The 26,585-nt window shown below is 73.1% G+C and carries 23 protein-coding genes; 6 read left to right on the forward strand and 17 right to left on the reverse strand.

The window, feature by feature from the left end; genetic code table 11:
* Positions 1 to 36: 36 nt before the first annotated feature.
* Positions 37 to 1,005, forward strand: a complete 969-nt coding sequence (locus GA0070561_RS25215; protein WP_091406488.1) for a LacI family DNA-binding transcriptional regulator — start codon at positions 37 to 39, stop codon at positions 1,003 to 1,005.
* Here the strand turns inward: GA0070561_RS25215 and GA0070561_RS25220 are convergent.
* The 4 genes from GA0070561_RS25220 to GA0070561_RS25235 form a co-directional block, all read right to left on the reverse strand.
* Complete coding sequence (locus GA0070561_RS25220; protein ID WP_091405993.1) at positions 1,002 to 1,952, reverse strand: carbohydrate kinase family protein; 951 nt, start codon at positions 1,950 to 1,952, stop codon at positions 1,002 to 1,004. The genes GA0070561_RS25215 and GA0070561_RS25220 overlap by 4 nt on opposite strands.
* Positions 1,949 to 3,214, reverse strand: a complete 1,266-nt coding sequence (locus tag GA0070561_RS25225) for an AGE family epimerase/isomerase (protein WP_091405995.1) — start codon at positions 3,212 to 3,214, stop codon at positions 1,949 to 1,951. Before GA0070561_RS25225 ends, GA0070561_RS25220 begins: the two co-directional genes overlap by 4 nt.
* 236 nt (positions 3,215 to 3,450) lie before the next feature.
* Complete coding sequence (locus GA0070561_RS25230) at positions 3,451 to 3,876, reverse strand: nucleoside deaminase (protein ID WP_091405997.1); 426 nt, start codon at positions 3,874 to 3,876, stop codon at positions 3,451 to 3,453.
* Positions 3,873 to 4,724 (reverse strand): LLM class flavin-dependent oxidoreductase, encoded by an 852-nt coding sequence (locus tag GA0070561_RS25235; protein WP_091405998.1) that lies wholly within the window; start codon positions 4,722 to 4,724, stop codon positions 3,873 to 3,875. Before GA0070561_RS25235 ends, GA0070561_RS25230 begins: the two co-directional genes overlap by 4 nt.
* A 99-nt stretch (positions 4,725 to 4,823) precedes the next feature.
* On the opposite strand from GA0070561_RS25235, the gene GA0070561_RS25240 reads away from it, so the two are divergent.
* Positions 4,824 to 5,705 carry an aminoglycoside phosphotransferase family protein gene (locus tag GA0070561_RS25240; RefSeq protein ID WP_091406000.1) on the forward strand — a complete coding sequence of 294 codons (882 nt, stop codon included), beginning with the start codon at positions 4,824 to 4,826 and terminating at the stop codon, positions 5,703 to 5,705.
* A 178-nt stretch (positions 5,706 to 5,883) separates the two neighbouring features.
* Here the strand turns inward: GA0070561_RS25240 and GA0070561_RS25245 are convergent, their stop codons facing one another.
* Positions 5,884 to 6,693, reverse strand: a complete 810-nt coding sequence (locus GA0070561_RS25245) for an Fpg/Nei family DNA glycosylase (RefSeq protein WP_091406490.1) — start codon at positions 6,691 to 6,693, stop codon at positions 5,884 to 5,886.
* A gap of 339 nt (positions 6,694 to 7,032) precedes the next feature.
* Here GA0070561_RS25245 and GA0070561_RS25250 point away from each other — a divergent pair, with 339 nt between their 5' ends.
* The 3 genes from GA0070561_RS25250 (at position 7,033) to rocD (ending at position 10,318) form a co-directional block, all read left to right on the forward strand.
* The gene (locus tag GA0070561_RS25250; RefSeq protein WP_244166427.1) at positions 7,033 to 7,944 is read left to right on the forward strand and encodes a DMT family transporter; all 912 of its coding nucleotides are present in this window, start codon (positions 7,033 to 7,035) and stop codon (positions 7,942 to 7,944) included.
* A gap of 344 nt (positions 7,945 to 8,288) precedes the next feature.
* Positions 8,289 to 9,104, forward strand: a complete 816-nt coding sequence (gene ddaH / locus GA0070561_RS25255; protein WP_181518433.1) for a dimethylargininase — start codon at positions 8,289 to 8,291, stop codon at positions 9,102 to 9,104.
* A complete protein-coding gene (gene rocD, locus GA0070561_RS25260) occupies positions 9,104 to 10,318 on the forward strand; it encodes an ornithine--oxo-acid transaminase (protein ID WP_181539483.1) in 1,215 nt (404 codons plus the stop codon). Before ddaH ends, rocD begins: the two co-directional genes overlap by 1 nt.
* A gap of 53 nt (positions 10,319 to 10,371) precedes the next feature.
* Here rocD and GA0070561_RS25265 read toward each other — a convergent pair whose 3' ends face one another.
* The 7 genes from GA0070561_RS25265 to GA0070561_RS25295 all read right to left on the reverse strand — a co-directional run bounded on the left by GA0070561_RS25265 (position 10,372) and on the right by GA0070561_RS25295 (position 18,852).
* Complete coding sequence (locus tag GA0070561_RS25265) at positions 10,372 to 11,526, reverse strand: FHA domain-containing protein (protein WP_091406003.1); 1,155 nt, start codon at positions 11,524 to 11,526, stop codon at positions 10,372 to 10,374.
* Positions 11,523 to 11,816 carry a 4a-hydroxytetrahydrobiopterin dehydratase gene (locus GA0070561_RS25270; RefSeq protein WP_091406005.1) on the reverse strand — a complete coding sequence of 98 codons (294 nt, stop codon included), beginning with the start codon at positions 11,814 to 11,816 and terminating at the stop codon, positions 11,523 to 11,525. The genes GA0070561_RS25265 and GA0070561_RS25270 overlap by 4 nt, the downstream gene beginning before the upstream one ends.
* Before the next feature lie 160 nt (positions 11,817 to 11,976).
* Positions 11,977 to 13,026 (reverse strand): fatty acid desaturase family protein, encoded by a 1,050-nt coding sequence (locus tag GA0070561_RS25275; RefSeq protein WP_091406009.1) that lies wholly within the window; start codon positions 13,024 to 13,026, stop codon positions 11,977 to 11,979.
* 136 nt (positions 13,027 to 13,162) lie between these two features.
* The gene (locus tag GA0070561_RS25280) at positions 13,163 to 16,624 is read right to left on the reverse strand and encodes an SCO7613 C-terminal domain-containing membrane protein (protein ID WP_091406011.1); all 3,462 of its coding nucleotides are present in this window, start codon (positions 16,622 to 16,624) and stop codon (positions 13,163 to 13,165) included.
* 48 nt (positions 16,625 to 16,672) lie between these two features.
* Complete coding sequence (cutA, locus tag GA0070561_RS25285) at positions 16,673 to 16,993, reverse strand: divalent-cation tolerance protein CutA (protein ID WP_091406014.1); 321 nt, start codon at positions 16,991 to 16,993, stop codon at positions 16,673 to 16,675.
* Between the two features lie 21 nt (positions 16,994 to 17,014).
* Entirely contained in the window at positions 17,015 to 18,019 is a 1,005-nt protein-coding gene (locus GA0070561_RS25290) for a 1-acyl-sn-glycerol-3-phosphate acyltransferase (protein ID WP_091406016.1), read from the reverse strand.
* Entirely contained in the window at positions 18,019 to 18,852 is an 834-nt protein-coding gene (locus tag GA0070561_RS25295; RefSeq protein WP_091406017.1) for a patatin-like phospholipase family protein, read from the reverse strand. The genes GA0070561_RS25290 and GA0070561_RS25295 overlap by 1 nt, the downstream gene beginning before the upstream one ends.
* Before the next feature lie 165 nt (positions 18,853 to 19,017).
* Between GA0070561_RS25295 and GA0070561_RS25300 the strand changes: the two genes are divergently transcribed.
* Positions 19,018 to 20,517 carry a serine/threonine-protein kinase gene (locus GA0070561_RS25300; protein ID WP_091406019.1) on the forward strand — a complete coding sequence of 500 codons (1,500 nt, stop codon included), beginning with the start codon at positions 19,018 to 19,020 and terminating at the stop codon, positions 20,515 to 20,517.
* 18 nt (positions 20,518 to 20,535) lie between these two features.
* Here the strand turns inward: GA0070561_RS25300 and GA0070561_RS25305 are convergent, their stop codons facing one another.
* The 5 genes from GA0070561_RS25305 to GA0070561_RS25325 all read right to left on the reverse strand — a co-directional run bounded on the left by GA0070561_RS25305 (position 20,536) and on the right by GA0070561_RS25325 (position 26,534).
* Complete coding sequence (locus GA0070561_RS25305; protein ID WP_091406494.1) at positions 20,536 to 21,591, reverse strand: glycosyltransferase family 4 protein; 1,056 nt, start codon at positions 21,589 to 21,591, stop codon at positions 20,536 to 20,538.
* Positions 21,592 to 21,740: 149 nt separating this feature from the next.
* Positions 21,741 to 22,412, reverse strand: a complete 672-nt coding sequence (locus tag GA0070561_RS25310) for a BON domain-containing protein (RefSeq protein ID WP_091406021.1) — start codon at positions 22,410 to 22,412, stop codon at positions 21,741 to 21,743.
* A gap of 179 nt (positions 22,413 to 22,591) precedes the next feature.
* Positions 22,592 to 24,217, reverse strand: a complete 1,626-nt coding sequence (locus tag GA0070561_RS25315) for a trypsin-like peptidase domain-containing protein (RefSeq protein ID WP_091406022.1) — start codon at positions 24,215 to 24,217, stop codon at positions 22,592 to 22,594.
* A gap of 62 nt (positions 24,218 to 24,279) precedes the next feature.
* Positions 24,280 to 25,836, reverse strand: a complete 1,557-nt coding sequence (locus GA0070561_RS25320) for a sensor histidine kinase (protein ID WP_091406024.1) — start codon at positions 25,834 to 25,836, stop codon at positions 24,280 to 24,282.
* Positions 25,833 to 26,534 carry a response regulator transcription factor gene (locus GA0070561_RS25325; RefSeq protein ID WP_030336721.1) on the reverse strand — a complete coding sequence of 234 codons (702 nt, stop codon included), beginning with the start codon at positions 26,532 to 26,534 and terminating at the stop codon, positions 25,833 to 25,835. Before GA0070561_RS25325 ends, GA0070561_RS25320 begins: the two co-directional genes overlap by 4 nt.
* Between the last annotated feature and the right edge of the window lie 51 nt (positions 26,535 to 26,585).

The raw sequence follows: 26,585 nt of genomic DNA on the forward strand, positions 1-26,585 counted from the left end.
ACCCCGACCCGGCCGACCGTGCGTCGGCGTCCCACGATGGTCGACGTGGCCCGGCGGGCCGACGTCAGCCTGAAGACGGTCTCCCGGGTCGTGAACGACGAGCCGGTGGGGCAGGAGTTGGTCGGCCGGGTACTGGCCGCCATCGCCGAGCTGGGCTTCCGGCGCAACGACATCGCTCGTAACCTGCGCTCCCGCCAGCTCAACGCCACCGTCGGGCTGCTGATCGAGGAGATCGCCAACCCGTTCTACGCGACCATCGCCAGCGTCGCCGCCGAGATCGCCGCCGCCCACGGCACCATGCTGATCACCGCGTCGTCGGAGGAGGACCCGGAGCGGGAACGCGCCCTGCTCCAGGACTTCACCCAGCGCCGGGTCGACGGCCTGCTGGTGGTGCCGGCGGGGCTCGACCACTCGTTCCTGCGTCGCGAGGTCGAGCTGGGCATGCCTGTGGTGTTCCTGGACCGGCCGCCGCAGGGGCTGCAGGCCGACGCGGTGCTGTTGGACAACCGGGGTGGCAGCCACGCCGGGGTGAGCGCGCTGCTCGACGAGGGGCACCGACGGGTGGGGCTGCTGCTCGGCGCGCCGAGCGTGCCCACGATGCGGGAGCGGCTGGCCGGAGCACGCGCGGCGCTGGACGCCGCCGGGGTCGAGCCGGACGAGTCGCTGATCCGTGAGCGGCTCATCGCTCCCGAGGAGGCCGGCCGGGCGGTCGCCGCACTGCTCGACCTTCCGGAGCCGCCCACCGCGTTCTTCTGCGCCAACAACCGGCTCACCGTCGGCGCACTCCAGGAGCTGCACCGGCGGGGCAGTGACGCCGCGCTGGTCGGCTTCGACGACTTCGAGCTGGCCCACCTGATGCCCCGACCGCTGACTGTCGTCGCGTACGACACCCGGGAGTTGGCGAGGGTCGCCACCGAGCGACTGTTCCAACGAGTGGCCGGCGACGACACCCCACCCTCCACCACGGTCCTACCCACCAGACTGCTGAAGCGCGGCCTCTCCTAGGCGGTCTTGAGGAGTGCTTCGACCTCGGCGCGGGTGGGTGGGTTGGCGCCTCGGCGGGCGCAGGTCAGCGCGGCCACCGTGGCGGCCTGTCGGAGCACCTCCGCCCACTGCAGCGGAGTCACCGCGGCGAGCCGGTCGGCGGGGCGGTCACCGAGCGCGTCGAGGCCGGCCAGCGCGGCCAGCAGCCCACCGGTGAACGAGTCGCCGGCACCGACGGTGTCGACCACAGTGGTGCGGACCGCTGGCTCCTCGTGCAGCGAGCCGTCGGGCGCGAGCAGCCAGGCGCCGTCGCCGCCCCGGGTCACCACGGCGCAGGACACACCGGCCGTACGCCATTCGGTCATCACGTCGGCCACCGAACGGTCCGGGTAGAGCCAGGCCAGGTCCTCGTCGCTGGCCTTGACCAGGTGCGCGAGGCGAATCTGTCGGCGTACCCGCTCCTGCTCCGCCGCCCGGTCGGTGACGATGCTCGGGCGCAGGTTGAGGTCGATGGAGACGGTGAGCCCGTCGCGCTGGCGTTCCCGGGCGAGCAGGCCCTCCAGCGCCTCCGCGCCGGGTGCCAACGCGAGCGCGAGGGACCCGGTGTGCAGCGCGACGGCCGGTGACCCGGCCAGCTCGGGCAACTCCTGCGGCGTCCACTGCCAGTCGGCCGCACCGGCCAGCCGGAACTCGTAGCTGGCCTGCCCGGCGGCGTTGAGGGTGGCCACCGCCACCGACGTGGGCTCCTCGGCGCGTACCGCCCACTCCAGGTCCACCCGGTTGGCGCTCAGGTGCTCGACGAGTTGCCGGCCGTACTCGTCGCTGGCAAGCCGGGCCAGCAGCCGTACCGGCTGGTCGAGCCGGGCCAGGGTGACCGCGACGTTCGCCGGGGAGCCACCCGGCACGGGCCGCTGCCCCTCGGCGGTGACGACCAGGTCGATCAAAGCCTCACCCGCGACGACGATCACGCGGTCACCTCCCCCGGTGCGAGCGGGCCGGGGCCGCCGAGCCCGTCGGCCGCGCGGGACAGCAGTACCGCCTGGTAGGCGTGGTAGACGTCCGGCCGGCCGTGCCAGACCGTGTCGGCGGGCAGGTTCTGCGCGTCCAACTCGTGCCGCCATCCGGTCTGGTCGATGAGACGACGGCGGGCGTACGCCCAGAAGACCCGGTACCAGTCGAGGTAGACCGTGTCCCCGGTGCGGCGGTGCAGGGTGATCGCCGCGCCGATGGCCTCGGCGAGAACCCAGTGCATCCGGGAGCGCACCACCGGCCGGTCGTCCCAGTCGATGGTGTAGACGAAGCCGTCCGCGCCGTCGACCGCCCAGCCGCGACCCACGGCGGCGGTGAACAGGGCGCAGGCGTCGGCGAGCAGCCAGCGGGGTGGCTGTGGCAGCACCGCCTCCAACTCCAGCAGCAGCCGGGCCCACTCCAGCCAGTGCCCGATCGTGGAGCCGTACGGCCGGAACGGGTCGGCGGGCTGGTCCCGGTTGTAGTCGGGCAGCGGCGTCCAGTCGGTGGTGAAGTGCTCGGGCAGCCGCCAGTCGTGTCGGGCCGCCTCACCGTGCACGAGGTGGGTGGCGATCCGCAGGGCCCGGTCGGCCCAGCTCGCGTCGCCGGTGGCGGCGGCAGCGGCGAGGAAGGCCTCGACCATGTGCATGCTGCTGTTGGCGCCCCGGTAGTCCTCGGTGACCGTCCAGTCCCGGTTCCACGATTCGCGGACCGCGCCGGCGTCGTCGTCCCAGAACCGGTCCCGCACGACGGTCAGCACGTCGGCGAGCAGCCGATCCGCGCCGGGCCGTCCGGCGCGCGCGGCGCTGGAGGCGGCGAGCAGCACGAACGCGTGGTCGTACCCGGCCTTGCGGTCGTTGACGGGCGCTCCCTGCTGGTCCACCGCGCCGAACCAGCCGCCGTACCGGTCGTCGCGCAGCAGCGTGCTGAGCGCGGCGATCCCGTGGTCGACCAGGGCGGCGGCGTCTGGATCGCCGTTGCGATGAGCGAGGGCTGCCACGTGGGTCATCCGGCAGGTGATCCAAGTGTGGATCGGTTCGCCGCGATCCGGGGTGCGGTCGTCGGTGAGCCACCAGAAGCCGCCCTCGGGCCGGACCGAGCGGCGGGCGGTGTCGAGCAGCGTCCGGGTCTGGTCGACGAGGAACTCGTCCAGATCGGGCAGGTCTGGTGACCCCGCCGGAGCAGGGGTCGTTGCGGCGTCGGATCGGGGCACGTCGGTCATTTCAGCTGGTCACCGTCGGGTAGGAAAGGGACATACGGCCAGGATCGGCGGACGGACCGGGTCCGCGCCGCAAAACCGCCAACGGTACGCCACGAATCGACTGGCCAGGGTCGGCACGCGGCGGGAGGCTTTTCCTCCCATTTGCCCGTTGACATCGTTGTCACCGCTCAACCCTGCTCCGGCAGCCGGCCGACTGTCAATTCCGGCTGCGTCACACCACCCCGGGGCAGCTTCGGTCAGTAGTAGTCGTCGATCGGCTGGCGTGCCTCGTCGAACAGCGCCGGCCCCTCGTAGCGGACCGGGGGCAGCGGCGGGGTGGCCGGCTTGACCTCCTCGAACTGCTCGGTGGACAGCGCGTACACCACCCGACCGAGGCCGGACCGGTCGATCGCCGTCGCGCACATCGCGCAGGGCTGGCAACTGGTGAACATGGTGGTGCCCGCGGCCACCTCGGGGGAGAGTTCCCGAGCCGCCCAGCGGGCCAGCTTCAACTCCGGATGGGCGCTGATGTCCGCGTCGGAGACCACTGTGTTGTGGTCCTCGATCAGGACGACGCCGGCCGCGTCGACCAGCAACGAGCCGAACGGCCGTTCGCCGGAAGCCCCCGCCCGCCTGGCGATTTCCACTGCGTGGCGGAGAAACTTCTCGTCGTCCGGGGTCATCGGTCCTCCTGGGTTGCGTGATGTGCGGCCACTGCCGCAAGGGTCCGCCAGGCGCGTTCGGGCTGGCGGATCTCGGTCAGGTCGCCGTTGAACGGGTCCAGCACCACCGTCTCCGCACCGAGCGCACGAAGCTGGTCGAGGTCGGCGACTATCTGATCGATGGTGCCGACACCGGCGAGCCGGTCCGGGTCGGTGATCGGTTCTCGGGTCTCCTGGAGCGCGATCCGCGGCACCAACGCGGGCACCGGGCGACCCAGCTCGTCGGCGATGTCCGTCAGTCGTCCGACCGCCTCGGCCAGCCGTGCCGGCGTGACCCGCAGCGGGTGCCAGGCGTCACCGAGCAGTACCGCGCGCCGCATGCCGGCCTCGCTGTTGCCACCGACCCAGATCGGGATCGCCGCCGTGTCGTAGTCCTCGGTGTCCTGCCAGGCCTCGCGCATGGTGTGCAGGTACTCGTCGGTCAGCGCGCCACGCTGCCGGAACGGCACGCCGAGCGCCTCGAACTCCTGCCGGGCCCAGCCGACGCCGACACCGAGAACGAGCCGGCCGCCGCTGAGCCGGTTGAGGTTCGCCGCCATCCGGGCGGTGAGCAGCGGGTGCCGGTACGGGACGATGAGCACCGTGGTGCCCAGCCGAACCCGGCTGGTCACCCCGGCCAGCCAGGACAGCGTGGTGAACGGCTCGTAGAACGGCGCCGGATACTGCTCGGCCACGTCCGGGGTCACCGCGATGTGATCGGAGACCATCAACAGGTCGAAGCCGAGACCCTCCACCGTCTGCGCCCACCGACGCAGGACGTCGGGGTCGGTGCCCGGGGCGAAGTTCGGTACGTTCACACCAATCTGCACCCGTCCACGCTAGCCACTGTGGACCGGTGTGTGAACGCCGTGGCCCGGCTGAATCAGCTGGCAGCCGGCACTAATCGCCGCACGACTCAGGAGCGCCGGATGGATCTGCCCGAGGGACTCGACTGGGTACGCGGATCACCCGCCGGTCGCACCTGGCTGGCCGCACTCCCGACGTGGCTGAACGAGTGCGCCGAACGCTGGTCACTGCGGGTCGGCCCGCCCTTCCGGCAGGCGTACGCGTCACTGGCACTTCCCGCCCACCTGCCCGACGGCACGGCGGCGGTGCTGAAGCTCCAGTACCCCGACGAGGAGAGCCGGTACGAGGCCGACGCCCTGGCCCACTGGGACGGTGACGCGGCGATCCGTCTGCTCGCCCGCGACCCCGCGCGGCGTGCCCTGCTGCTCGAACGCTGCCAGCCCGGCACTCCCCTGCACGACCTTCCGCCGGACCGAGCGCTGGACGTGGTGATCGGACTGCTCCCCCGGCTCTGGCGACCTGCCGGCGCGCCGTTCACGCCGCTGGCACAGGAGGCCGCCGGTTGGATCGACCGGATGCCCCGGGCCTGGGAACGGGCCGCCCGACCGTACGAGCGACGGCTGCTGGACGCGGCGCTCGACCTGCTCACCGGCCTGGCGTCGAGCCAGGGCGAGCAGGTGCTGGTCAACCAGGACCTGCACGCCGGCAACATCCTCGCCGCCGACGCGCTCACCGCCGACCGAGGGCCGTGGTTGGCGATCGACCCGAAGCCGCTGACCGGGGAACGGGAGTTCTCGGTCGTACCGATCGTGCGCGGCCCGGAGTTGGGCCACTCCCCGGCCGCCGTCCGGCATCGACTGCACCGGCTCAGCACCGAACTGGGCCTGGACCCCGAACGGGTCCGAGGTTGGACGATCGGCCACACGCTGGCCTGGAGCCTCGCCGACGACACAGTCTTCCCCGAGAAGATCGAGGTGGTCCGCTGGCTGCTCGACGCCGATTGAACTCCGGCTCGACCCGACCCAGCTCCGCGATCTTGCACTTTCTGTCCCGACCTAGGGTGCATATCCACTCAAGTCGACGACAGAAACTGCAAGATCGGCGCGGGGGCGCGGGGGCGCGGGGGCGCGGGGGCGCGCGGGCGCGCGGGCGGGGGCGCGGGGCGCGGGGCGGGCAGGCGGCTCAGCCGGCTTGGCAGGTACGGCACCAGTACAGGTTGCGGCCGGCCAGCTCGCCGCGGCTGACCTCGGTGCCGCAGACGTGGCAGGGTGCTCCCGGGCGGCGGTAGACGTACACCTCACCACCGTGCCGGTCCACGCGCGCCGGCCGGCCCATCGCCTCCGGCAGGTGCGTGTCGCGGACCGTGTCGATCCGGCCCTGCTCGACCGCGAGCCGCATCAGCCCGACCAGGTCGCCCCAGAGCGCGTCCCAGCCGGTCCTGGTCAACTGTCGGCCGGGCATCGTGGGCGGCAGCCCCGCCCGGAACAGCGCCTCGGTCACGAAGATCAAACCTGTGCCGGCCACCACCGACTGGTCCAGCAGCAGCGCGGCGAGAGGGGTGGGGCTGCGGGCGATCCGGGCGTACGCCCGCTCCGGGTCGGCGTCGGCGCGCAGCGGATCCGGCCCGAGGCGGTCCCGCAGCGCGGCCACCTCGGGTGGGGTGAGCAGCTCACAGGCCGTCGGCCCGCGCAGGTCGAGCCAGTCCCGGTCGCTGGCCAGCCGCAGCCGCACCTGCCCGACCGGCTCGGGCGGCTCCGCCGGCCCGTCGGTGAACTTGCCGTACAGCCCGAGGTGTACGTGCAGAGTCAGCTCGCCGGCGTAGTGATGCAGCAGGTGCTTGCCGTACGCCTCGGTGCCCTCCAGCACGGTCCCGGAGAGCCGGGCGGCACCCTCGGCGAAGCGGCCCTGCGGGCTGGCGGCGTGCAGCTTGTCCCCGGCGAACAACTCGGCGTGCCGGGCCGCCAGGCGATGGATCGTATGTCCCTCTGGCACAGGTGCCAAGGATAGCCAGCCCCGCCCGACCGGACCGCGCGCCGATCGGCTCGGGCCCGCCGCCGCCTCGATCGACCCAGTCCCCGCCGCGTCGATCCACTCGGTCCCCGCGGCGTTGATCGACTCGAACTCCAGGAAACCGCGGTGTTGCGAGGAGCGGGACACCGCGACTTCCAGGAAACCGAGTCGATCGAGGCCAAGCGAGGGCCGGTCAAGGCCGGTCTCGGCGGCCGTACCCAGGATTGGTGTCAGGAAACGCCCAGGTGGGTATTTGGGGGGCGAGACCGCGTGGGTGCCACCCTTTCCGTCGGCCACCACGCATTCATCAGGAGGTGTGTAGTGGTCAGGATTCCTTCGCTGTCCCGCCGGTCCGAGCCGGCACCGACGCGGGACGAGAACCTCGACGGCCGCGTGGACGGCAGCGACACCCCGGTCACCGAGACCGGTCAGTCCGACGACAGCGTCGGCCGCCCGGTGGTCACCGACCGGGACGCCGACCAGACGACGTACCGCAGCGCCGGCGCGACCGGCGGCCAGACCAGCGAGGCCGAGCGGCGGGCCAACGAGCGGGCGGCCGTGGCCCGAGCCGCCACCGCGCGACCGGTGGAGACCGACTCCCGGGGCACCGCTTCCCGGCCGGTCGCACCCGAGCCCGTGAACGGCGGCACGGCCCGCCCGGTCGCACCCGAGCCGGTGAACGGCACGACCAGCCCCGTGACGCCCGAGCCCCGCACCGGCACCGCCAACAAGGTGGAGACCGATTCCCGGCCCCCCGTCGCCCCGACGACGGCGCGTACCGCCGAGCGGGACGCCGACCTCGACAGCACCACCCGTCGGCCCGACACCACCGACCGGGTCACCACCGACCGCCCGGTCGACCCGACCCCGGGCGTGAGCACGCCCGAGCCGCCGGTGACGCGTGGCCCGAAGCCGCGGGCCAGCCTGCTCGCCACCCTCGGCCTGATCGTCTCGGTCGCCGGCGCGATGTTCGTGCTGACCGGGACCCTGGCCGGGTACGGCATCGGGCTCGGCGCATTCGGTGCGGTGCTGGCGGTGCTCGGCCTGATGGCCACCCGTCGTCGGCACGTCGCCGGCAAGACCGACGCGCTCTTCGGTGTGCTGATCGGGCTGTCCGCGGTCGTGATCGGGGTGCTCGCGATGACCGGCCAGTTCGACTGGCCGACCACCGACGGCGACTGGGTGCCGCGCTTCCGGGAGTGGCTTGACTCACAGTTTGTGGATCGTTTCTAGCGGGCACTGTTCCGCTCGCCGGTGATGCACCGGCGAACAGCCGGCGGTTCGCCGGCAGCCCGATCTCATCCGGTGGTTCACCGGCCGGGCGACACCCTTTCAGGGGCGGCGGTTCGCCGCCCCTGAAGTGTGTCCGGGGCACGGCCCGAAAACACGAACCCCGCCCGGGTAGGCCCCGACGCAACGAATCGCAGTCGCTGAGCGCCCAGACGCAACGAATCTTCGGTCTGCGCAACTCTCGGTGGTGGATCCTGCCGCTGACGCCGCATACCGTTGAGCAACGGCGCCAGCCCGTGGGCCACGGTGGCCGGGCGCGCCCGACCCCTGGGAGCAGGACAATGACGATGGACGCCACCAGCCAGCGCCTGTTGATGTGCCGGCCGACGTACTTCGCCGTCGATTACGCGATCAACCCCTGGATGGACCCGAGCGCGCCGGTCGACGCCGCGCTGGCCGTCCGGCAGTGGGAGCAGCTGCGCCAGACGTACCTTGACCTGGGCCACACCGTCGAGGAGATCACTCCGGTGCCCGGCCTGCCCGACATGGTCTTCGCTGCCAACGGCGGCACCGTGATCGACGGCAAGGCGATGGCCGTGCAGTTCCGCGACCCGCAGCGCGCCGACGAGGCGCCGGCGTACCGGGCCTGGTTCGAGGCCGCCGGCTTCGAGATGTACGACCCGAAGCACGTCAACGAGGGCGAGGGCGACGTCCTGCTGGCCGGTGACCACCTGCTGGCCGGCACCGGCTTCCGCACGGCGCACGCCGCACACGCCCAGTTGCAGGAGGTCTTCGGCTACCCGGTGATCACCATGCAGCTGGTCGACCCGCGCTTCTACCACCTGGACACCGCGTTGACAGTGCTCGACGAGAGGACCGTGGCGTACCTGCCGGAGGCGTTCTCCCCGGGCAGCCAGGCCGTGCTGCGCCGACTCTTCCCCGACGCGGTGCACGCCACCATGGCCGACGCCGAGGTGCTGGGGCTGAACGCGGTCAGCGACGGGCGGCACGTGGTGCTGCCCGCGCAGGCCACCGACCTGGCCGCCAAGCTGCGCGACCGGGGCTACGAGACCATCGGGGTCGACCTGTCCGAGCTCCGTAAGGCCGGCGGCGGACCGAAGTGCTGCACGCTGCGACTCCGTCAGGGAAAGGCAAGCAAGTGATCGTGGATGACAAGCTGCGTACGCCGGGAGCGGTCCGGGACGCCGAGCGCTGGACTGCGCACAACTACCACCCGCTGCCGGTGGTGATCTCGTCCGCCGAGGGCGCCTGGCTCACCGATGTGGACGGCCGCCGCTACCTGGACTGCCTGGCCGGCTACTCCGCGCTGAACTTCGGTCACCGGCATCCGCAGCTGATCGCCGCCGCGCACGCCCAACTGGACCGGCTGACGCTGACCAGCCGGGCGTTCATCCACGACCAGTTCGCCGACTTCTGCCGGGAGCTTGCCGAGCTGTGCGGCAAGGACCTCGTGCTGCCGATGAACACCGGCGCCGAGGCGGTGGAGACCGGAATCAAGGTGGCCCGCAAGTGGGGCTACCAGGTCAAGGGCGTGGCTGCCGGGCAGGCCAACATCGTGGTCGCCGAGGGCAACTTCCACGGGCGGACCACCACCATCGTGAGCTTCTCCACCGACGAGGACGCCCGCGCCGACTTCGGGCCGTACACCCCGGGGTTCACCGTCGTGCCGTACGGCGACCTGGCCGCGCTGACCGCCGCGATCGACGAGAACACCGTGGCCGTGCTGCTGGAGCCGATCCAGGGTGAGCAGGGTGTGGTGGTGCCGCCGGAGGGCTACCTGCCAGGCGTACGCCAGGTCTGCACCGAGCGCAACGTGCTGTTCATCGCCGACGAGATCCAGTCGGGTCTGGGGCGTACCGGCGCGACCTTCGCCTGTGACCACGAGGGCGTCGTGCCGGACATGTACCTGCTCGGCAAGGCGCTCGGCGGCGGCATCGTGCCGGTGTCAGCGGTGGCCGCGAACGCCGACGTGCTCGGCGTGCTCAAGCCCGGCCAGCACGGCTCCACCTTCGGCGGCAACCCGCTCGCCTGCGCGGTGGCGATCGAGGTGGTCCGGCTGCTGGCCACTGGCGAGTTCCAGCGCCGCTCGGCCGAGCTGGGTGAGCGGCTGCGGGCCGGCCTGGAGGGGCTGCTCGGCAAGGGCCTGGTCGGGGTACGTGTCCGTGGCCTGTGGGCCGGTCTGGACATCGACCCGGCGCTGATGAGCGGTCGGGAGGCGTGCGAGCGGCTCGCCGCGCGCGGAGTGCTCGCCAAGGACACCCACGGCTCCACCATCCGGCTCGCCCCGCCGCTGGTGATCACCGAGGAGGAGATCGACCTGGCGGTGACCCAGCTGGCCGAGGTGCTGGCCGGCTGACCCGGGAACATGGTGAAAGGCGGGCGTCGGGGTTCCGGCGCCCGCCTTTCGCGTCAGGGGCGGGGCAGGCGCATGGCCATCGTCGGGGCCTCGGCCATCACCGAGGTGGGGGTGAACGGGGCGCCGGTGGGCAACTCCTCGGCCCGACCGATCTGCACCCCCGGATACAGCTCCACCATGTCGTTCTCACCCAGCACCCGGGACTGCTGCGGCGCCAGCGGGATCCGGTCGGACTCGGTCATCGAACCGGCCGGGCGGATGCCGGAGCCGTTGGTGCTGACGTCGGTCACGATGACCTCGCCGACCCGCAGCTCGAAGCGGACGTGACCACGGCTGATCCAGCGCCGGGCCTCGTCGTTGAGCCACTGCCCGAGCATGATCCCGCCGTCCTGCTCGGGAGCCCTACCGGCCACGATCGGCTGCTCCTCGCTGAGCACGAACCGCCGTCGGACCAGGCCGCCGACGCGCACCGCGAGCACCTCGGTACGCGGACGCGGGCCGCCGTCCCCGAGCCGTACGCCGTGTCGGGGGCAGGTCGGCACGCCGTTGCGCAGCGCGGGCGGCGGCTGCGCGGCGGGGCTGCGATCGGCGCCCCCGGCCAGGTCGGCGAACGCGCCGCCCCCACCACCGCCGCCGAACAGCGCGCAGCCCGACTCCGGGCAGCGCCACTGGCGGGCCAGCAGCTTGGCACCGGTCGGTGACCGCTTGCCGGCCACCGGCGAGTGCCCACCACCGACGTGTGCGATGAACACCGGTCCGCCGGCGCCCGGCACCGGCGCGACCACCCGACCGGGCTGCTCGACCAGCCACGGGAACCGACCGCGCAACCCGTCGAAGCGGACCCGGCTGAGCACCGGCAGACCGAGCAGGTCGGCGACCTCCAACATCCGGTCACCCGGGTTGTCGAGCACCTCGACGAGCCCGTCGTCGGCCCAGCGGCGGACGACCATCCGCTCGTTCGAGGTGAGATCGGCGTCGGAGAGCAACGCCCGGTGCACCACCGCGTAGACCTGGACGCTGTCCTCTTCCAGCTCGCGGGAGAGCGCGTCGATGACCATGCCGAGGCGGAGCAGGCTGGCCGGTCGGCCACCGTCGATGTCCTGGTAGCGGATCACCTCGGCCAGGTCGATCACGGCTCGGGCCAGTGACGGGTCGGTGCAGACGCGACCCTCGATGGCGTCCAACACCTTGCTGATCTCAAATCTCATGCCGCGCTCCGGACGATGTCGTCGATTCGCCGGGCCAGCTCGATGTCCCGGTGGGTGACCCCACCGGCCGAGTGCGTGACACAGCGGAAGGTCAGGGTCCGCCATCGGATGTCGATGTCGGGATGGTGGTCGAGATCCTCGGCCACCGTCGCCACCCGGTCCACCACTTCGATGGCCGCCGGGAAACTGCCGAGCTGAGCGGTACGACCGATGCCGGTCGGGTCACCCGACCAGTCGGGCAACCGGCTCAGCTCTTCTCGCACCGCGTCCGCGGTGAGCAGGTCTGCCATGACCAGACCCTACCGGTGGCGCGTCCGACGAGCCCGGACGCGCTCCCTCGAGCCCAGGTCTCCGGCAGGCGGTGCCGGCCAGAAACGCGACGGCGGGGCGGCATCATCAGATGCCGCCCCGCCGATCAGTATCGCGTCAGCCGCGCAGCGGCCGTGCTGTTCAGCCGCGCAGCGGCCGACCCACCTCGTGCAGGTGACCGAGCGCCTGCCGGTACGACTCGACCAGCCCGGTCTCGGCGTACGGGATGCCCTGCTCGGCGCAGTAGGCGCGCACGATCGGCTGGGCCCGGCGCAGGTTGGCGCGCGGCATGTTGGGGAAGAGGTGGTGCTCGATCTGGTAGTTGAGACCGCCGAGCGTGGTGTCCACCAGTCGGCTGCCGCGCACGTTGCGGGAGGTCAGCACCTGCTTACGCAGGAAGTCCAGCTCGTCCTCGGCGGTCGGCATCGGCATGCCCTTGTGGTTCGGCGCGAACGCGCAGCCCATGTAGAGGCCCCACAGCGCCTGGTGCACGACGGCGAAGAGCAGCGCCTTGACCGGGGACATGACCGCCAACAGCAGCGCCACGTAAGCGGCGGTGTGCGCGACGAGCAACGCCGCCTCGACCGCCCGGTGCCGCATGGGGACGGCGTACTTACCGTCCTCCCGGCCGACGATCGCCTTGATGCTCGCCACGTGCAGGCTCAGACCCTCGAGCAGCAGCATCGGGAAGAAGAAGTACGCCTGCCGTTGAGCCATCCAACGGCCGAACCCACGGGTCTCCAACGCCTGCTCGGGCGTCCACACCAGGGCCCCCGCGCCGACGTCCGGGTCCTCGTCCTCGTGGTTCGGGTTGGCGTGGTGCCGGTTGTGCTTGTCGACCCACCAGCCGTAGCTGATCCCCACCGCCACGTTGCCGGCGAGCAGTCCCACCAACTCGCTGGGGCCACGCCGACGGAACATCTGGCGGTGCCCGGCGTCGTGACCGAGGAACGCGACCTGGGTCGTGGCCACCGCCATCAGGGCCGCGATCGGAAGCTGCCACCAGGAGTCGCCGAGCAGGAACACTGCCACCCAGCCGGCCACGAAGGCACCGAGGGTGAGCACGATGCGGGTGACATACCAGCCGGGGCGCCGCTCCAGCAGGCCCGCCTGGCTGATCCGTCGGGACAACTGTGCGTAGTCGCTACCTCGCCGTCGTACCGGCGGTTCCGCCACCGCTCCGAGCGCCATCGCTGCTCCCGTTCCGCTTGCGCCCGTACCGGGGTGGTTCGGGCTTAATGTCAAGTCTCCTGATTGCGGTAGCGGTGAGTAACCCCGACAACCCCCGAATGGGGGGTAGGGCAGGCCCTACCCCTACTGGTTCGACTCAGCTCAGTCGGCCGACCGCAGCGCGCAGTCGAGCCAGGTCACGTCGCCGCCGCTCGTAGGTTGCGGCGAGCCCGACCAGCGCCAGCCCGCCGACTCCCAGGTAGATCCACCGGGGCAGCAGATCCCACCCCCGGGCCAGCTCGTGCAGCGCCAACAGTGTCAGCACCCCGCCTCCGAGCAGCACCGGCGCCTGCCACCGGCGGGTCGCGCCGGCCAGCACCGCGCCGGTCGCCGCCGCGCCGAGGAGCAGTCGCCGCCACGGCTGTGGGTCCGCCCCGGCCAGCACCGACACGAGGCTGGGCAGCAACGCCGCCACCAGCCCCGGGCCGAGGGCCGGCCAGCTGGTCAACCCCGATCGGGTACGCAGCGCCAGCAGGCCCGCGCCGACGGCGAGCGCTGCGGCCGGCAGGGTGTACGCCTCCAGCACGGTCACCCCACCGGCGGCGAGCAGCACCCAGGCCCCGAGCAACTCGCTGCCGGCGGCGATCCCGGCGAACATCCACCGCCGGCCGGCCGGTTCGCCCCGGCGCAGCAGTCGCAGCGCCACGGCGACACCCCAGAGCACGCAGACGGTGGCGAGGTGCCGTGCCGCCTCGACGGCGAGCACCGCCGCCACCAGCGCGACGGCCTGCGCGGTGGCGTCCAGCACCCGTCCCAGCCGGACCCGCGCCGGGGTGACCGCCGCGGCGGCAAGCACCAGACCGGCCACCGCCAGCAGCGGGTACGCGGCAGCTCGCAACGGCAGCCCAGCGGCGAGCGGGGCGGTCACCGACAACGAGGAGGCCGCGCCCACGGCGGCGAGACAACCGGCGACCCGTACCTCGAACCGGCGCGCCCCGGCGGCGACCGCGACCGCCGCCACCAGCAGCGCCCCCTCGGCCGCGAGCGTCCCGGCCCGGGTGGCCAGCAGACCGAGCACACCGGAGGCCACCAGCACCACGCCCACCGGCACGGCGACCGGTGCGAGCGCCGGGCGGGCCGCGGCCAGCGCGGTGAACAGCAGCGCCGCCAGGCCGGCGAGCAGAACGGCGGCCGGCAGCACCGGCCACGGCGCGCCGATCGCGATGAGCAGCACCGGCAGCGCCGCCGCGACGAACGGCAGCGCGGGCGGCACCGGCAGGCCGACCCGCCGACCGGCCAGCGCGCCGGCCACCGCCAGCACGACCAGCGCGAACCCGACCGGGAGCACCGACGGGTCGGCCACGACCGTGGGCACCCCCGACCACACAGGGTTCCCGCCGCCGTAGGGCGACCCGAGTGCGGTCAGCACCGTCGGCAGGGCCGCCAGGACGGCGACCGCCGCCAGCGTTCCGCCGGCCGCCAGCAACAGCGCTGACCGGGCCGACTCGCGCCCGTCGGCCGCCGGCCGGTCCCCGAGGACCGCCTGACCGGAGGCGCTCGCCGACGGCAGCCAGCAGACGCCCAGCGCGGCCAGCGCCGCGTACAGCACGAGCGGCTCGTCACCCGCCCCGACCAGCGGCGTGAGGCCGGGCACGGTCACCGCCGCGACGGCGCCGGTCACCGCGTACCCGATCAGCTCCACCCGGTGACGGCGGGCCGCGAGCGCTGCGACCAGCGACAGCCCGGCGGCGGCCAGCGCGAGCCGGGCCTGCCACCAGGGCGGCCCGCCCGCGGCGAACATCGCCACCGCCGCGATTCCAGGCAGCGCGAGCTGCCCGACCAGCAGACCCGCGCCGGCCACCTCCCGGTACGCGCCGGCCCCCCGTCGGACGGCGAGCGCCAGCCCGACCACGGCGAGCACGCCGAGCGCCACCAGAGCACCGATCGGGGCGGCCAGGGCGACCAGCAGCCCGTGCCCGAGCAGGACGGCACCGCCGAGAGCACGGGTGCGCAGGGCGACCGATGGGGTGCTCGGGCGGGCCAGCACGGCGAGCAGCAACGCGACCCCGCCGACCAGGTCGACGGCCACCACCTGAGGCCAGGAGGCCGACCAGCCGGCGGGTACGGCGAACAGCACCGCCACCGCGCCGGCCGTGGCGAGCACCGCCCGCGCGCCACGGGGCAGCAGGAGCACCGTCGCGCCGATCGCCAGCGCCACAGCGGGTGCCAGCTGCCAGCCCCAGCGCAGATCCGGCGCCGTCCCGGCCCCGCCCCAGGGCGGCAGCGACCGGCCGACGGCGGCGACCGCCAGCCCGATGGTGATCAATACGGTGACCTGCGCCGTGCCCGCCGCGACGAACAGCGCGCCGGCCCGCGGACCGGCCCGCCAACCGCCGCCACCGTCCACTGCCGCCCCGGCCGCCGCCGGCAGGAGCCGCACGGCCGCGGCCATCCCCAGCGCCACAGTCGCCGCCGCGAGCAGCAGCACTGACGGCCGCAGCTCCGCCACCGGACGCAGCAGGGCGGCGGCGAGCACCGGCACCAGCAGCCCGGCCGCCACCGCCCGCAGCGCCCGCCCCCCGACGAGCCAGGCCGCACCGAACCCGGTCAGCGCGACCAGCAACAGCGGCACCCCGGCCAGCAGTGGCGCGCCCCCCGCCCGCCCACTGACCAGCGGCACCACCGCGCACGCCGAGGCGCCCACCAGCGCGGCGACGTGACCCGCGCCGGCAAGGACCCGGCCGACGAGTTGCGCCGCCCCCTCCCGGCCACGCAACGCGGCCAGCACGGCCAGGTTCAGCGACGCCACCCCGAGCAGTACCAACGCCCACCCCGTCGCACCCAGCCCGGCCTCGGCGGCGAGCAGCGGCAACGCCGGCTGGGCGGCCACCAGGGCGGCGAACCAGGGCCCCGTCAACCCGCTCCACCGGCCGTACGCCACGGCGACCGCCGCGCTGGCCCCCCCGACCAGCGCGGCGTACCGGCTGCCCGGCCAGTCGGCCACGCCGGCCAGGTCCACCGACCAGGCCGCGTAACCGTCCAGCACCACCAGCAGCAACCCCACCGCGGCGAACGTCTCCGCCGTACCGCGCAGCCCTCGGCGGACCGCCAGCAGCGGTACGCCCAGCGCGAGCGCTGTGAACGCCGCCAGGATCAACGCCCGCCCGGCGACCCCCACCGCCGCCCAGGCGACCGCGGTGAACACCACCGCCGCGGTGCCCAGCAGGAGTCCACCGAGGACGAAGAGCAGACCTTGGACCGTCCGGGTCGAGGTCTCCGCCGCGCCCGGCCGCGAATCCGCCGCCACCCCGGGACCCGGGCCGATGGACGGCGCCGGCCCGCCGAGAGGCACCGGACGCGCCACGACCGAGGCCGCCAACCCGGCGCGGACGACCGCGGCCAGCTCGGCCCGCCGCCCGGACACTGTCGACAGTCGTCCGGCCAGCTCGGTGTACGCGCGACGAGCCCGCTCCACCTGCGGCTCAAGCTCGGCGACCTCCCGGCTCAGCCGAACCACCTCAGCGGCGATCGGGTCGGGCGCACGTCGGCAGCCGGAGCAACCGGCGCTCAGATCGGCCGGTGCACCGCAGGCGGGGCAGGGGTAACGGGTGTCGTCCACCCGGTCATCATCGACAACCGACCGGGGTGCGACCCAGAGTGCGCGTACTCAGGAGCGGGTGTGCTCGTACACCCAGGTGGCGTAGTCGGGGTTGCCGCTCTCCACCCTGGACACCAGGATCTCCGGCACCTCGTACGGGTGGCTGACCCGGATCTGGTCCAGCAACGCGGTGAGCCGATCCGGTGCGGTCTTGAACTGCACCGACCACTCGGTGCTCGTCTCCATCCCGGACCGCCACCAGTAGGTGCTGTCCACCTGACCACCCACCTGGGCGCAGGCGGCGAGCCTGCCGGCGACGGCCGCAGCCGCCAGCACGTCGGCGACCGAACGCGCATCCACCACCGTTGTCACCACGCAGATCTCGTCCACGCCCGCACCCTACGCGGACATCTACCGATTAGCGGCGATCCAGGCATCAATCTGCGCCCACCAATCGAAGAGCCAGTCGATGCGTTGCTGCCGTCCGGTCGGTACGTCCTCCGGCGGCACGGACCAGAACCGCATGACGATCCGCTTGTCCATCGGCAGTTCCCGCCACACGTCGGCGACGGTGAGCATCCGGTCCAGCCCGGTGTGGGCGACGAAGATGACCCCGGCGTCCGGTGCGGCGTCCAGCGCGGCGAGCATCCCACCGGGCTGCGGGGCGAGCACGTGGCGCATCCGCTCGGCGCGCAGGGCCATCCTTTCCAGGCCGAGGGAGCGCAGCCGGGCGATGGCGCGCAGCCGTCGCCTGGGGGTGAAGTTGCCGCCCTCGGGGAAGATCACGAAGGCGTCGTTGTCGTCCAGGCCGGTGGCGAGGTGCCTCACCTGGCGTACCGTCTCCTCGCCGCGCTCCGGGGTCGGCGCGATGAACCGGTTGGGCAGCCGGTTGAGCAGCACGTCGATCGCCGGATCCCACTGGAGGCTGTCCTTGAGGACGATCCGGGGCTCCCGGTGGAACCAGTTGACCAGCCCGTGGATCAGGATGAACGAGTCGCCCGGCCCGGCGTGCCGACAGAGCACCAGCTCGGGCCGGCCGGGCAACGCGGTGTCCGGGTCGGTGCCCACGACGTCGATGCGCAACCGCAGTGTCCAATGTGCCTGCCAGAACAGCAACCGCAGGAACCAGCCGGCCAACACGTAGTGCGCGCGCTGGAACGCCGGCGACCGGGTCCGCCAGCCGAAGCCGGAGACGACCCAGAGCAGGAAGAGCGCGAGCAGCGCGGCAGCGTCCCAGACCAGGTAGAAGCAGCCGATCCAGAGCAGTCGCAGCGGGCGCAACCGGCCCGGGACCAGCGGGGACGCGGCCGCGGCGAGCAGCGCCCAGATCGGCAACGTGGTGACCACGAGGAAGGCGAGCAGCACGACGGCGGGGGCGATCAGCAGCCGACGCAGCCACCGGGGAGGCAGCGGCATCAACGCTCCAGGTGGGTGGCGAGGTAGCGCCGGGAGGCGGTGTACGCGCGGCTGATCCGCCGTCCCACCGCCGCCATGTCCCGGTACGCCCACGGCGTGTCGTCGCGTGGGTTGAGCCCGCCGGTCGGCAGGACGTGCACCTCCACCCCCTCCGGCAGAGCCGCCATCTCCCGGAAGAAGCGGTGCCGGCGGGAGATCTCGAACGCCACCTGTGCGATCTCCCACGGCCGACGGGGCGGGGTCAGCTCCCGTTCGATCCGACCCACCTGGAGGACGTAGATCCGGCGGGCGCCGACGGCCACCGCCTCGCCGATGGGGATGGAGTTGACGATGCCGCCGTCCACGTAGTGCGCGCCGTCGATCTGCATCGGCGGGAGCAGGCCCGGCACCGAGGCCGACGCCATCACCGCCGGCACCACCGGGCCGCTGTCGAACCAGTGCTCGGCGGCCCGCTCGATGTGGGCGGCGCAGCACCGGAACGGAACCCGCAGGTCGGCGAAGGTGGTGTCCACCCCCAGCTCGTTCTCCAACAGGCGGCGCAGCGGCCGGGGTGAGTGCAGGTGGGTGCGGGCGGCGAAGCGGCGCAGTTGCCGGGCGACCGAGTCGCCGTACACCTCGCTCGCCTCCGGTGAGGCCCAGAGCCGGACCAGCCGATCGGTCACCGCCTCGGACGGGTCGGCGGCGACCAGCGCGCCGTTGACCGCGCCGATCGAGGTGCCGAGGACCATGTCGGGTTGGATGCCGGCCCGGAACAGGGCACGCAACATGCCGACCTCGACCGCGCCGAGCACTCCCCCGCCGCCGAGCACGAACGCCACCGGTCCCCCCGCCATGTCTCTCATCCTGGCACGGGCCCGCCGCCGACCGGTGGGCCGCTGCCGACCGGCGGTCAGCGCACGGCAGGCACCGTCCGCCGACGGCTGGTGGCGACGGCGTTGACAGGCAGGACGCATTCGCGCAACCTGATACCGCTCCCACCCCTGAGGCAGGTGCGATCTGTGAAGGCAGCACTGCATCCGGGCCGATTGCTGGCTCGCAGATACCGACTTCTGGACCAGATCGGCGCCGGCGGCATGTCGGTCATCTGGCGTGCCCGGGACGAGGTACTGGACCGGGTGGTCGCGCTGAAGGTGCTCGCCCCGTCACTCGCCGCCGACGCGCGGTTCCGGGGCATGGTGCGCGAGGAGGCACGGGCCGCCGCCCAGTTGGTGCACCCGCACCTGACCTCCGTGCACGACTACGGCGAGACGGTCGACCCGGACGGCTCGATCACCTCGTTCGTCGTGATGGAACTGCTCAGCGGCGAGGAGTTGAAGCTGCGGCTCACCGAGGGGCCGCTGCCGTGGACCGAGGCGGTCCAGGTCGGCGCGCAGGTCGCGGACGCGCTGGCCGCCGCGCACCGGCTCGGCATCGTGCACCGGGACATCACCCCGGCCAACGTGATGATGACCGGGACGGGCGTCAAGGTGCTCGACTTCGGCATCGCCACCCGGATCGGCGCGCCCGACGAGGACGAGGACGGCGAGACCTTCGGCACCCCGGCGTACGTCGCCCCGGAACGCCTCGACGGCGCGCCGGCCCAACCGTCCACCGACGTCTACTCGCTCGGCGTACTGCTGCACGAGGCGCTCACCGGCCGGGTCCCGTATCCGGCGGACACCTGGGAGCAGCTCAGCGCCGCGCTGGCCAGTGGTCCGCCACCGACGCTGGCCGACCTACCGGATCTGCCCGCACCGGTGGCCCAGATCTGCCTGCGCAGCCTCGCCCGGAACCCGGCCGATCGGCCGACGGCCCGGCAGGTCGCCACCGCGCTCCGCGACCACTCGCTGCCCGCCGAGCCCCCGACGGCGACCATCCGGGTGCCCACGCAGCCCCTGCCACCGGAGTCGCCCGCCGTCGCGACGGTCAGCCCTCCAGCGGCGGCGCGGCTGGACGGAGACGCCTCGGACGGCGGGACCTCCTCCGGCGCGGGCGAGCCGGCGACCGGGTCCGGCTGGTCGCGCCGGCGGTTGGTGTTGCTGCTGGTGCTGGCCGTCGGAGTGACACTGGCCGGGGTGGCCCTGCTGCCCGAAGAGCAGCCGACCCGCCGGGCGCAGCCCTCCGCCGGGCCGGTGACGACCCCGTCGACCGACCCGCCGGCCCCCGAGTCGTCCGCGCCGATCACGTCGACCCCACCGACCGCGGCACCGACGACGAAGCCGACCACCGGGGCGCCCACCTCGAACCCGGGCACCCTGACCGAGGTCGCGAACCGGGTCGACGGGTTGATCGGCGCCGGCCTGAGCGCCGGTGAGATCCGCGACGACGTGGCCCTCGACCTGCGAAACGAGCTGCGCAACCTGACCGTGGCGGTCAGCTCCGGCCGCGAAGAGCTGGCGCCGCCGGTGGCCCGGCTGCGCGCGAAGGTCGCCGTCCGTCTCGGTGAGGGCGGCATCAGCCCGGCCTACGCCTCTCGGCTCGACGCCGCCATCGCCGAGCTGGGCGCGACCGGAGCCTGACCCGGCGACACCGGTGGGTCAGCGCACCGGCACCCGGTCCGGTTCACGGACGTCGTGCCGGCCGAGGTCGAAGCGCTGATAGACCTCCGCGTAGCCGCTCGCCATCCGCTCGACCGAGAAGTTCCGCGCGACGTGCGCCACGCAGTCCTCCGGGTCGAGTCGCTCCGCCGCGAGCAGCGCCGCGGGTAGCTCCTCCGACCGTTCGACGACGAGCCCGGTCAGCCCCGGCCGCACCAGCTCCGGCACCGCACCCCGGTTGAGCGCCACCACCGGCGTGCCGGTGGCCATCGCCTCCAGCATCACCATGCCGAACGGCTCGTCCCACTGGATCGGCATGATCAGGCAGCGCGCGTCGACAAGCATCCGCAGCGTCGTCGCGCGGTCCGCGTTGAGCACGACGGTCACGTCGTCGTCGACCATCGGCGCGACGACCTGCTCGTAGTAGCGGCGCTCGGCCGGCTCGTTGCACTTGCCGGCCAACAGCAGGGGCAGTCCGGCCGCCCGGCACGCCCGGATGGCGGTGTCCGGGCCCTTGTCCGGGCTGAACCGGGCCAGCCACAGCACCGGCCCCGCGCCGGGTGTGTGCTTGCGCGGGAAGCCGCGGATGTCGAGCGCGTTGTGCACAGTGCCGGCCCAGGGCAGGTTCGGATTCAGCCGGCGCTGGGCGTGCGAGATGGCCACCAGTGCGACGCCCGCGTCGATGTCGCTCAGCACGTCGCCGTACTCCCCCACGGGGTTGCCGTGCACGGTCGCGACGGTCGGCACGGCCCGGCGGCCGGCGACCAGTGGACCGATCGTGGTGTGGTCGTGAATCACGTCGAAGTCGGCCGGGCTGATCAGCCGATTCACCCGGGCCAGGTGTGCCAGCTCGGGCAGTGACTCGCCGAGCCGCTCGTACTGGACCTCGGCCACCGTGGAGACGAAGCCGTCGGCCGCCGTGCCGTGGTCACCTCCGGCGCCGAACAGGGTCACCGAGTGCCCCTGCCCGCAGAGCGCGTCCACCAGGGCGGCGACGACCTGTTCGAGGCCGCCGTAGCCGGGCGGCGGTACGGACAACCACGGCGGAACCACCATCGCGATGCGCAGCGACCGCTCCTCGGGGCGGCCCGCAGGCGGGTGGTTCACGGCCACGAGTCCTCCCCGTTGCTCCCCCGGTGCGGCGGCACCGCCGGTCGGCGGCGGTTTCCCGGTGGCGTCCCGGGTAAACCGGACATGGCGGACGATCACCCGCCCACCAGGAGTTGGTCGTGGACCACCCGCACTCCGGGCGCGGACCACGCCACCCGCTCGACCTGATCGCGTTCCCACCAGGAACGGACCACGCCGGCGAGGACCAGCGTGTCGCCGTCCACCTCGACGGTCACCCGCTCGCCGCCGAGCGTGCGCAGCAGCGCCCGCTGGACGTCCCGCCGCAGCCGCTCGCCAGCCGGTGGCGCCGCGGGTCGTACCTCGATCAGGTTGGTGATCCCCCGTACGCCGTCGAGCCGGCGCACCTCGCCCTCGGCGGCCCGCCGCTGCCACCCGAACTCGACCTCACCGCGCAGCATCAGCCAGCCGTTGGCCACTGTCACGTCCAGCCGTTCGGCGGGCACGAAACTGTCCCACTCCAAGGCGCGGGTGGCGGCGTTGGCGACCTCGGCGTCGGTACGCCCCGGAGTGCCGGGCAGCCGCACCTCCATCTCGTCGGCCACCGCCCGTACGCCGCGAACCCGCTGCGCGCACCGTGTCGCGGCCCAGCCGCGGGCGGCACCGTCCACGAATCCGGTCAGGGTGACCACGCCCTGGTCGACTGTCACGCCGATCTCGTTCGGTTGCAGCCGGGCGTCCCAGGCCAGTTCGGCCAGAACGTCGCGTTGGATCCGCTGGTCGTCGCGGACACCCACCACCTCGGTCATGGCACCCCACCCCCCGGTTCCGGTCGTCGCCCTCCGAACCTGCCGGGCGGACGGGTGACGGCGGTTCACCCGTTACGGGTGAACCGCCGTCCGGGCGGAAAGAAGCGGCGGGTGACGGAGCCGACCCCCTCGGCCCCGCCACCCGCCGCCGGAGGGAGGAAGCAGGTTCAGACAGCTGGTCAGGACGTCTCGGCGAGCGTCACGGTCACCGACTTCTCGACACCGTTGCGCTTGAACTGCACCTCGACCCGGTCGCCGACCTTGCCGGCCTGCACCGCGCCCACCAGGTCGTCCGAGTCGTTGACGGGCTTGTCGCCGAACCGGGTGACGACGTCGCCGCGCTGGAGGCCGGCCTTCTCCGCCGGGCTGCCCGGGGTGACCGACGCAACGAGGGCGCCGCCGCCCTCGGCCTGGTTGACGCCGACTCCGAGCGACGGGTGGCTGACCTTCTCGCCCCGCTGGAGCTTGCCCGCGACGTCCTTGGCCTTGTTGCTGGGGATGGCGAACCCGACACCGATGTTGCCGGTGCTCTGCCCGGAGGTCGCGATGGCGGTGTTGACGCCGATCACCTCGCCCCGGGTGTTGACCAGGGCGCCACCGGAGTTGCCGGGGTTGATCGGCGCGTCCGTCTGGAGCAGGCCGGAGATCGAGCTGACCGGCTGGCTCTGCTGCTGGGTCGGGTCCTGCGGCTGCCCCTCACCGGCCCGGATGGTGCGGTCCCGGGCGCTGAGGATGCCCGAGGTGACCGAACCCTGCAGACCGAGCGGGCTGCCCAGGGCGAGCACCTGGTCGCCGACCTGCATGGCGTCGCTGTCGCCGAACTTGGCCGGCTTCAGGTCGTTCACCCCGTTGGCCTTCACCACGGCCAGGTCGGTCTTCGGGTCGGTGCCGATGATCTTCGCGTCGGCGGTCTTGCCGTCGGCGAAGACCACCCGCACGGCGTCGCCGGCTGCGGACGCGACCACGTGGTTGTTGGTCAGCACGTACCCGTCGGCGCTGAGCACCACCCCGGAGCCCTCACCGCTGTTGGTGGTGATCGAGACGACGCTGTCCTGCACCGACGCGGCGATCTTCGGCAGGTCGGCGCCGTTGATCACGGGAGCCGCGGAGTAGGTGCGGGTGATGCCACCGCCGTCGCCGTCGAGGGCGAGCGCGAGTGCCCCACCGGCAACACCGGAACCGAGCATCAGGGCGAACACCGCGACACCGGCACCGGCGAACTTGGCGATCCGACCCGGCCGGGGGCCGCTGCCGGGCGGCGCGACCTGCGGGCCCCACGGCGGGACCGGCTGGCCCGGGTGGTGCGGGTGCTGTCCGGGGTGCTGGGCGTGCTGCCCGGGGTGCTGCTGGTGCTGGGCGTACGGCATTCCCGGCTGGCCCCCGCCGGCCCAGCCGGACTGCTGGCCCGGGTACCAGGGAGCACCGGGGTAGTGACCGGCGGCCGGCTGTGGGTAGCCGGGCTGGCCGGGCGCCGGGTGACCGGAGACCGGGTACGACGGCGCGGACGCGGCGGCGGCCGGGCGCTCGTAGCCGGTCGACGGCTCGAACCCGGTCGGCTGAGCGGCTGCCGGCGGGCCGGCGGGCGCGGAGGAGCCGGTGTACCCGGCGGGGGTGACGGCGGTGGTCTCGGCGTCACCGGTGGGGGCGGCGACCGTCGGGTCGCCGCCGGTCGAGACGACCGGTACGGGAGTGGTCGGGGAGTCGGACTGCACGCGCTCGTCGCGCGGCAGCTCGGCGGTGGGGTGCGACGGCTCGGCGTCGGTGGGGGCCGGCCGGCGCTGCGGGTCGGACTCGAACTCGGTCATGGCACTACCTTCTCCCCCGGCACTGCAATCAACCTGGAACCGTCCTGGAAGTTGGCTGAAAGTCACTCGCCCGCTCCGTCGATCTGCGGCAGCAGCGGCAGCCGAACCCGGAAGGTGGCCCCGCCGCCGGGCGTCTCGGCCACCTCGACCGAGCCGTGGTGGGCGGCGACCAGCGCCGCCACGATGGCCAGGCCGAGGCCGGTGCCGGTGTTGCCGTCGGCCCTCCGGGTCCGGGCCGCGTCGGCCCGGTAGAACCGCTCGAAGACACGTTCCGCCTGCTCGGCTGAGAGACCGGGGCCGGTGTCGGCCACCTCCACGACGGCGAAACCACCCGGTTCGGCGCGCAGCCGTACCCGGATCTCGGCCTCCGGTGGGGTGTGGGTGAGCGCGTTGGTGACCAGGTTGCCGATCACCTGCCGTAGCCGCGCGTCGTCGGCGGAGACGACGAGCGGGCCCGATTCGGGCGCGATCTCCAGCTCGATCCGCCGGTCCGGTGCCATCGCCCGGGCGGCCTGCACCGCGTCGGAGGCGAGCACCGGCAGCTCCACCGGGGTGAGCGAGAGCGGCCGTTCCATGTCCAACCGGGCGAGCAGAAGCAGGTCCTCCACCAGCAGCCCCATCCGGGCCGCCTCGTCCTCGATCCGGCGCAGCAGACCGGCGGTCTGCTCCGGCGCACGGGCGGCACCCTGCCGGTACAACTCGGCGAAGCCACGAATGGTGGTGAGCGGAGTCCGCAGCTCGTGGGAGGCGTCGGCGACGAACTGCCGCATCCGCTCCTCGGAGCGGATGGCCCGCGCCTCGGACGCCTGTGCGGCGGCGGCGGCATCCCGGGCGGCGCTCTCCGCCCACCGGGCCGAGGTTTCCGACGCGGCTCGGGCGGTGAACGCCGCCTCGATCTGGGTGAGCATCGCGTTCAGCGCACGGGAGAGCCGGCCCAGCTCCGAAGTCGGCTCGGCCTGGCCCTCCTCCGGGTCGGGCACCCGGCGGGTCAGGTCACCGCCGGCGATCGCGGCGGCGGTCTGTTCGATCTCGACGAGGGGCTTGAGGCTGGTCCGGACGATCGCCGCGCCGACCGAGGCCAGCATGATCAGCACTGCGCCACCGACCAGGAGGTCTATCCAGACGAGCTGCTTCACCGCCCGGTCCACGTCGGTCAGCGGCTGACCCACGGCCAGCACCGAGCCGTCCGGCTGGGGGGCGTAGTACACCCGCCAGCGGGTGTAGCCGTTGTGGGACAGGACGGTCTGCGGCTCGCCCTCCGCCGCCTCGAAACCCGCGCGGCTGGTGGGGAACGCGGGCAGTTGGTCGCGGTCGTAGCTGAGGTCGTCGTATTTGGGCGGGTACACCTGCTGCTCGTCGGCCACGATGACGACGTAGTCGCTGGGCAGCATCGCGCCGACCTCACCGCTGCGCAGCTTCGGAAGCAGCTGGCCGAGGCCCTGGGCGGTCGACCGGACCTGCCCGTCGACCTGGCCCTCCAGGTAGTTGCGGAGGAAGTACGCGGTCAGCGAGCTGATCACCAGAAGCGCGACGGCGACCAGCGCGAGCACCGAGGTGACCAGCTTCACCCGCAGCGGAACGCTGCGGACCCGCCCTTTCGCCTGCTGGACCGCGTTCACGCCGCCGGCTTGCGCAGCACGTAGCCGACGCCGCGCAGGGTGTGGATCAGCCGGGGTTGGGTGGTGTCGACCTTGCGCCGCAGATACGAGATGTAGGACTCGACGATGTTGTCGTCGCCCCGGAAGTCGTAGTTCCAGACGTGGTCGAGGATCTGCGCCTTGGAGAGCACCCGGTTGGCGTTGAGCATCAGGTACCGCAGCAGCTTGAACTCGGTCGGCGAGAGCTGCACCCGCTGGCCCGCACGGTGCACCTCGTGGGTCTCCTCGTCCAACTCGAGGTCCGCGAAGGTGAGCCGGGACGGGGCCTGCTCGCCGGTCGTGGTGCGGCGCAGCACGGCGCGGATCCGGGCGGTCAACTCCTCCAGGCTGAACGGCTTCGTGACGTAGTCGTCGCCGCCCAGAGTCAGCCCACGGATCTTGTCGTCGGTGGCGTCCCGGGCGGTCAGGAACACCACCGGGGTACGCGTGCCGCCCTCGCGGAGCATCCGGATGACCTCGAAGCCGTCGAGGTCGGGGAGCATCACGTCGAGCACCACCAGGTCGGGCCGGTGGTCCTTGGCGGCGTTGAGCGCGGCGCTCCCACTTGTCGCGGTGGCCACGTCGAAGCCCGCGAACCGCAGGCTCGCGGAGAGCAGTTCGAGGATGTTGGGGTCGTCCTCGACGACGAGCAGTCGCGCCTCGGTCTGGGTAGCGGGCATGAGCCCATCATCGGTGACTTCACTGCGCCAGCGCTGGACGCTTCCTGCAAA

Origin of the sequence: Micromonospora saelicesensis, from assembly GCF_900091575.1 — a bacterium.
Taxonomy (GTDB): Bacteria; Actinomycetota; Actinomycetes; order Mycobacteriales; family Micromonosporaceae; genus Micromonospora; species Micromonospora saelicesensis.